Source organism: Streptomyces anatolicus, from assembly GCF_019400875.1.
In the GTDB taxonomy this organism is placed as follows: domain Bacteria; phylum Actinomycetota; class Actinomycetes; order Streptomycetales; family Streptomycetaceae; genus Streptomyces; species Streptomyces anatolicus.
Window position 1 is genome coordinate 1 of the sequence record NZ_WMBF01000387.1, and the last position, 6,172, is coordinate 6,172.

Sequence of the window (6,172 nt, forward strand, 5' to 3'; positions counted from 1 at the left end):
GCCCCGCCCGCCGCGAGGACCCGACGCAGCTCCCGGAACGCCTGCTCCAGCGTCCGCACCTCCGTCACAAGGACCTCGACGCCCGCCGCGCGCAGCTCCGTCAGGTCGGGGGCGCGGTTCTCCTCTTCGTTGGCGATCACCAGGTCGGGCGCGAGGGCCACGATCCCGCGCACGTCGGGGTTCTTGGTGCCGCCCACCCGGGTGACACCGAGGTCCGCCGGGTGGCTGCACCATTCCGTGGCCCCGACCAGCGCGCCCGGCACGCTCACGGCGATCGCCTCGGTCAGCGACGGCACGAGCGAGACGACCCGCAGCGGGCGGCGCACGGGCGGCACCTCAGTGCCCCCCGTCGTCCACCGCCTCGACGTGGTCCCCCACGGCGACCACCAGGACCCGCGTGTCCGGCACCGTGGCCCGCCAGCGATGGCGCACCCCGCCGGTGAGGAAGAGGGTGTCGCCGCGCCCGAGGCGGTAGGCGCGACCCTCCGCCTCCATCTCGACGGCGCCCTCGACGACGTACATCAACTCGTCGTTGCGGTGCTGGAACTCGCGGCCCTCGTCGTGGTCCCCGATGAACTCCAGGGCGTGGAGCTGATGGTGGCCGCGCGCCAGCTGGCGCACCCGCGCCTCGGGCGTCGAGGTGTCCAGATCCGTGTCGTCGTCGGCGCGCACCACGTCGACGGTTTTCGCGGGGTCGGCGGCGGCCAGCAGCTCCACGTCGGTGGTGCGCAGGGCGTCGGCGACGCGCAGGAGGGAGCGCCTGCTCGGCCGGGCGCGTTCGTTCTCGATCTGGCTGAGGAACGGCACGGAAAGGCCGCTGCGCTCGGCGACGACGGCGAGGGTCAGCTCCAGCTGCCGGCGGCGCCGCCGCACGGCCGAGCCCACCCGGAGGGTCTCCTTGTGCTCGTCCAACGCCTCGGCTCCCTTCAGCGCGTCGGTCCACTCTCCACCCTGAGGGGGTTCCCGCGGGGGTCCCGAGGGGTTCCCGTGGTTTTCCTGAGGGGTTCTCTGCACCCTACGCATGTTCGCCAAACGGTTCCGCCCCGTTGCGCCGATGGCCCGGCGCCCGGATGCGCGGATGGCCGGATCACCCCGGGTGCGCGCAGGGAGGTTACAGCCTGTGCCAGTACAGCAGCTGTCCGGCCTCCCCGGGCGCGGAACCCTCGCGCGGGATGAAGAGGCCGACGAGCAGCGCGGGGCGGCCGCGCGGATCGGTCAGCAGGGTGACGGAGGGGTTGGCGAAGGCACGGCTGCCGCCGTGGGTGCGGACGTCGAGGCTGTCGGCGCGCCCGCTCCCGGGGTCGTAGGCGTACGTCCCCCAGCTGCCGAAGTCCGACCGGCGCCCCTGGCCCTCGACGAGGACCACGCGCTCTCCGCCAAGATCGACGGGCGCCCGGTCGCCGATGTTGCCGCCGGTGCCCCACGCGCGCACGGCGTGGTCCAGGCGCCGGTCGGGCTCGGCGTGCCAGCGCCGGAAGCCGGTGAGCGTGGCGCGCAGCTGGCGGTCGGTGTCGCAGTCGGCGAGGTAGTGCCCGGTGAGGTGGATGGTGGCGCCGCGCACGGAGGTGATGCCGGGGGTGCCCTCGGCGCAGCGGGAGAGGGTCAGCGGGGCGTCGAAGGCCCGGTGGGCGCGCCCGTCGAGCAGCGCCGCCAGATTCCGGTAGGCGCGGACGGCGATGTGGTTGCGCGGGTCCTTCTCGTACGCGAGGGCATAGCCCCCGCGCCCGTCGTGCGCGAGCGAGGCCTGGTGGGTGCCGGGCCCGAAGTCGTGGCGGCGCTGCCAGTGGCGCAGATCGGTGGAGGTGGCGACGGCTGCGTGGAAGCGGCCGTCGGCGAGGAGCGTGTGGTAGACGGCGAGATAGCGGCCGTCGGGGGTCTGCGCGATCTGGGCGGCGTCCATGGTGCGGCCGGTGTGGTCCCGCGCATCGTAGCGGTGGCCGTCGGCGGCTGTCACGTCCCCGGCGAGCGCGGCCAGGCGCGCGGTGCCCGCGGAGGCGGGGCCGGTGTCGGCGTCGGCCCGGGCCAGCTGCGCGAAGAGCAGGGCGGCGGCGAGGGCGAGCGTCACGGTGAGGAGGAGGCGGGGCGTCGTACGGACCGTCACGCGGGAGGCCCCAGAGGGGGACACGGAAGGGGGCACAGAGGGGGGCACGGAGGGGGCACTTACGTTCGAGCGGCGGGGAAGGTGCCCAGCCTAGGGAGCGGGCGTGCCCCCGAGGACGCCCCGAGGGGTGGGCTTCGCCACAAGGCGAGGCCCACCCCTCGGCAAATACCGGCCGGCCGGTGTTACTTCGCGGCCGTCATCTTCTGCTCGAAGCCCGGGTTCTTCTTCAGCCAGGCGTCGACGGCCTCGGGCTCATTGCCCTTGCCCGCCTTGTTGATCTCGTTCTCCAGGCTGGCCAGTTCCTTCTCGCTCATCTTGAAGGCCTTGAGCCACTTGGTGAGTCGCGGGTACTGCTCCGGGAACTCCTTGCTGGAGATCGTGCGGATCGTGTCGCCCTTGCCGAAGCCGCCCTTGGGGTCCTTCAGCTTGGTCAGCTCGTACTCGTTGTACGCCCAGTGCGGCGACCAGAGCAGGACCGCGACCGGCTCCTTCTTGGCGTACGCCGACTTCAGCTCGGAGAGCATCGCGGGCGTCGAACCGGAGACGATCTTGTACTCCTTGTCGAGGCCGTAGCCGGGCAGGACCTTCTCCTTGAGCGCCGTCATCACACCCGTGCCGGGCTCGATGCCGATGATCTTGCCCTTGAACCTGTCGCCCTTGCCCTTGAGGTCAGCGAGCGACTTCACGTCCTTGACGTAGGAGGGGACGGCGACCTCCAGGGACGTCGGGCTGTACCAGGAGCCCAGGTCCTTGAGGTGCGCCTTGTTCTTCTCCCAGTACTGCTTCTGGGCCGTCGGCAGCCAGGCGTCGAGGTCCAGGTCGAGGTCGCCCTGGGCGAGCGCGGTGTAGACCGGGCCCACGTCGGACGGCGTCAGCTTCATCTTGTAGCCGCGCTTCTCCAGGACACGCTTCCAGAGATTGGTGACGGCGATGTTCTCGTCCCACGCGAAGTAGGCGGCGTTCAGCGGACGCTTCGCCTCGGCGGGGGTGGAGTTCTCCGGCAGCGGGGCCAGCTTGTCGACGACGCCCGGGTTCGTCTTCAGCCAGGCGCGGACGGCTTCCTGCTGCTTGCCCTTGCCCGCCTTGTTGATCTCCGCCTCAAGACTCGTGAGCTGCTTCTCGCTCATCTTGAAGTCCTTCAGCCACTTGGCGACCTGCGGGTTCTCGGCGGAGAAGCCCTTGCGCGCCAGCGTGTGCACGCCGTCGCCCTTGCCCCAGGCGCCCTTGGGGTCCTTGAGCTTCTTCAGGTCGAAGTCGCTGTACGCCCAGTGCGGCGACCAGAGCGTGGTGACGATCGGTTCCTTCTTGGCGTACGCGCGCTTCAGCTCGGCCAGCATCGCGGGCGTGGAGCCGTCGACGACCTTGTACTCCTTGTCCAGGCCGTACTCGCCGAGCACCTTGTCCTTGAGCAGCCCCATCATCCCGGCGCTCGACTCGATGCCGACGATCTTGCCCTTGAAGGTGCCGCTCCTGCCCTTGAGGTCATCGAGCGAATCGACGCCCTTCACATAGGAGGGCACGGACAGCTCCAGCGAGGTCGGGCCGAACCACGCGCCCAGGTCCTCCAGCTTGTCGCCGTACTTCTTCCAGTACGAGGCGTGCGTCGTCGGCAGCCAGGAGTCGGTCTGGAAGTCGACGCTGCCCTGCGCGAGCGAGGTGTAGAGCGGGCCCGCCTCCAGCTGCTTGGTCTGCGGCTTGAAGCCGCGCTGCTCCAGGATCTCCTTCCAGAGGAAGGTGGAGGCCACGCCCTCGTCCCAGGGGATGTAGCCGATGTTGATCCGCGTGCCCTGGCCGACGTTGGTTCCGTCCGTGGCGGCGGCCTCCTCGGACTTCGAGCCGCCGAAGACGCCCATGCCGCCCGCGACGAGCGCGAGCACGACCACGCCGACGACCGCGACGGCGGCCTGCGGGCGGTAGGTCCAGATGTTCAGGCCCTGCGCGGCGCGCACCTTGGCGGCGGCGCGGCGGCCGAGCGGGGAGACCTGGGTGCCGAGCGAGCTGGTCATCCGGTCCAGGTAGATCGCCAGGATGACGATGGCGACGCCCGCCTCGGAGCCGAGGCCCACGTTGAGCTGGCCGATGGCCTCGTTGACGTCGGCGCCAAGGCCCTCGGTGCCGACCATGCCCGCGATGGCGGCCATGGACAGGCCCAGCATGATGACCTGGTTGACACCGGCCATGATCGTGGGGAGGGCGAGGGGCAGCTGGATGCGGAGCAGGATGTCGCGCGGCTTGGTGCCGAACGCGTCCGCGGCCTCGACCAGTTCCTTGTCGACCTGCCGGATGCCCAGCTCCGTCATGCGGACGCCGGGGGCGAGCGCGAAGATCAGGGTGGCGACGATGCCCGCGGGGGCGCCCATCCCGAAGAAGAGGATGGCGGGGATGAGGTAGATCATCGCTGGCAGCGTCTGCATGAAGTCGAGCACCGGGCGGACGACGCCGCTGACCGTGCTGGACCGTGCCGCCCAGATGCCCACGGGCACGGAGATGACGAGCGCGATGACCGTCGCGACGAGCACCAGGGACAGCGTCATCATCGCGTGGTCCCACAGCTCCAGCGAGACGATGAACGCGAAACCCGCGAAGGTCAGCACACCGGCGACCACCCCGCGCAGCCAGAACGCGATGACGGCGAAGATGCCCGCGAGGAGCAGCGGCTCGGGCGCCTGGAGCAGGTCGGCTATGCCGTCGTACGCGCCCTGGAAGACGGTCTTGAAGAAGTCGAACAGCCAGGACATGTGGGCGAGCAGCCAGTCGACGCTGTCGTTGACCCACTCGCCGAAGGGAATCCTAGGCACCGCTGACCACCTTCTCGCTCTCCCGCTGCTCGTCCTCGGGGGCCATCGGCTCGCCGAGTACGGCCAGCAGCCGCTCCCGCGGCACGACGCCGACGAGCTTGCCGTCCGCGTCGGTCACCGCGACCGGCACCGCGCTGGCGGAGGAGGGCGTGAACAGTTCGATGATCGGGGTGTCCTCGGTGACCGTGGCGGGGGCGTCCGCCCGCACGAAGCCGCTCTCCGGCTCGGCCATGATCGCGCCCGCGGTCAGCACCCGGGAGCGGTCGACGTCCTGGGTGAACGCGGCGACGTAGTCGTTGGCCGGGGTGACCAGGATGTCCTCGGCGTTGCCGATCTGGACGATGCGGCCGTCGCGCATGACGGCGATCTGGTCGCCGAGGCGCATCGCCTCGTTCAGGTCGTGGGTGATGAAGACGATGGTCTTCTTCAGCCGCTTCTGGAGTTCGAGGAGCTGGTCCTGCATGTCGCGCCGGATCAGCGGGTCGAGCGCGCTGAACGACTCGTCCATCAGGAGCAGATCGGCGTCGGTGGCGAGCGCGCGGGCCAGGCCGACGCGCTGCTGCATGCCGCCGGACAGCTCGTCGGGCCAGGACTTCTCCCAGCCCTTGAGACCCGCCAGCTCCAGCGCCTCGGTGGCCCGCCTCTCGCGCTCGGCGCGCGGGACGCCCTGCACCTCGAGGCCGTACCCGGCGTTCTCCAGGACGCTGCGGTGCGGGAAGAGCGCGAAGTGCTGGAAGACCATGCTGATCTTCTTGGAGCGCACCTCCCGCATCTCGCGCGCGCTCAGTCCGGTGAGGTCCTGGCCGTCGAAGCGGACGTGACCGGCCGTCGGCTCCGACAGCCCGTTGAGCATGCGCAGCAACGTGGACTTGCCGGATCCGGAGAGACCCATGACGACGAAGATCTGGCCCGGTTCGACCTCGAAGGAGGCGTCGATCACGGCGGCGGTGGTGCCGTCGGCGCGCAGTTCCTCCCGGTCGGCTCCGTGGCGGAGTTTCTCCACCGCGTCGGTGGGTCGTCTGCCGAACACCTTGTACAAGTGCTCGGCTTGCAGCCTGGACACATACACCTCTCGGGTTGAACCAAGACGGCCCGCCTCCCCCGCCGGCGGGCCGTGGAACGCGGTGGCCTCTGCCCACTTGCCCGATCGAAATGTTGAATCCTCGACCGGGTCGGTTCCGGCTGCGCGCCTGCCCTGACTCGCGAAACCCAAACCCAGGAGTGTCCCAGCTCACACACGTTGCGCTCCGGGCGGCGGCACACCACGATGCGC

5 protein-coding genes are annotated in these 6,172 nt (G+C 70.4%); all 5 read right to left on the bottom strand.

The features are described from left to right. Positions 1-314, bottom strand: a 314-nt coding sequence (locus GKQ77_RS25485; RefSeq protein ID WP_219691282.1) for a helical backbone metal receptor, incomplete at its 3' end; no start/stop codon positions are given. A gap of 22 nt (positions 315-336) precedes the next feature. Further along, positions 337-912: a helix-turn-helix domain-containing protein gene (locus tag GKQ77_RS25490; protein WP_219691278.1), complete on the bottom strand. Its 576-nt coding sequence runs from the start codon at positions 910-912 to the stop codon at positions 337-339. Between the two features lie 199 nt (positions 913-1,111). Then, positions 1,112-2,101, bottom strand: coding sequence for a hypothetical protein (locus tag GKQ77_RS25495; RefSeq protein ID WP_219691279.1), 990 nt, complete (start codon positions 2,099-2,101; stop codon positions 1,112-1,114). A 182-nt stretch (positions 2,102-2,283) separates the two neighbouring features. Next, complete coding sequence (locus GKQ77_RS25500; RefSeq protein WP_219691280.1) at positions 2,284-4,899, bottom strand: ABC transporter permease/substrate binding protein; 2,616 nt, start codon at positions 4,897-4,899, stop codon at positions 2,284-2,286. Further along, positions 4,892-5,962, bottom strand: a complete 1,071-nt coding sequence (locus tag GKQ77_RS25505) for a quaternary amine ABC transporter ATP-binding protein (RefSeq protein ID WP_219691281.1) — start codon at positions 5,960-5,962, stop codon at positions 4,892-4,894. Before GKQ77_RS25505 ends, GKQ77_RS25500 begins: the two co-directional genes overlap by 8 nt. Between the last annotated feature and the right edge of the window lie 210 nt (positions 5,963-6,172).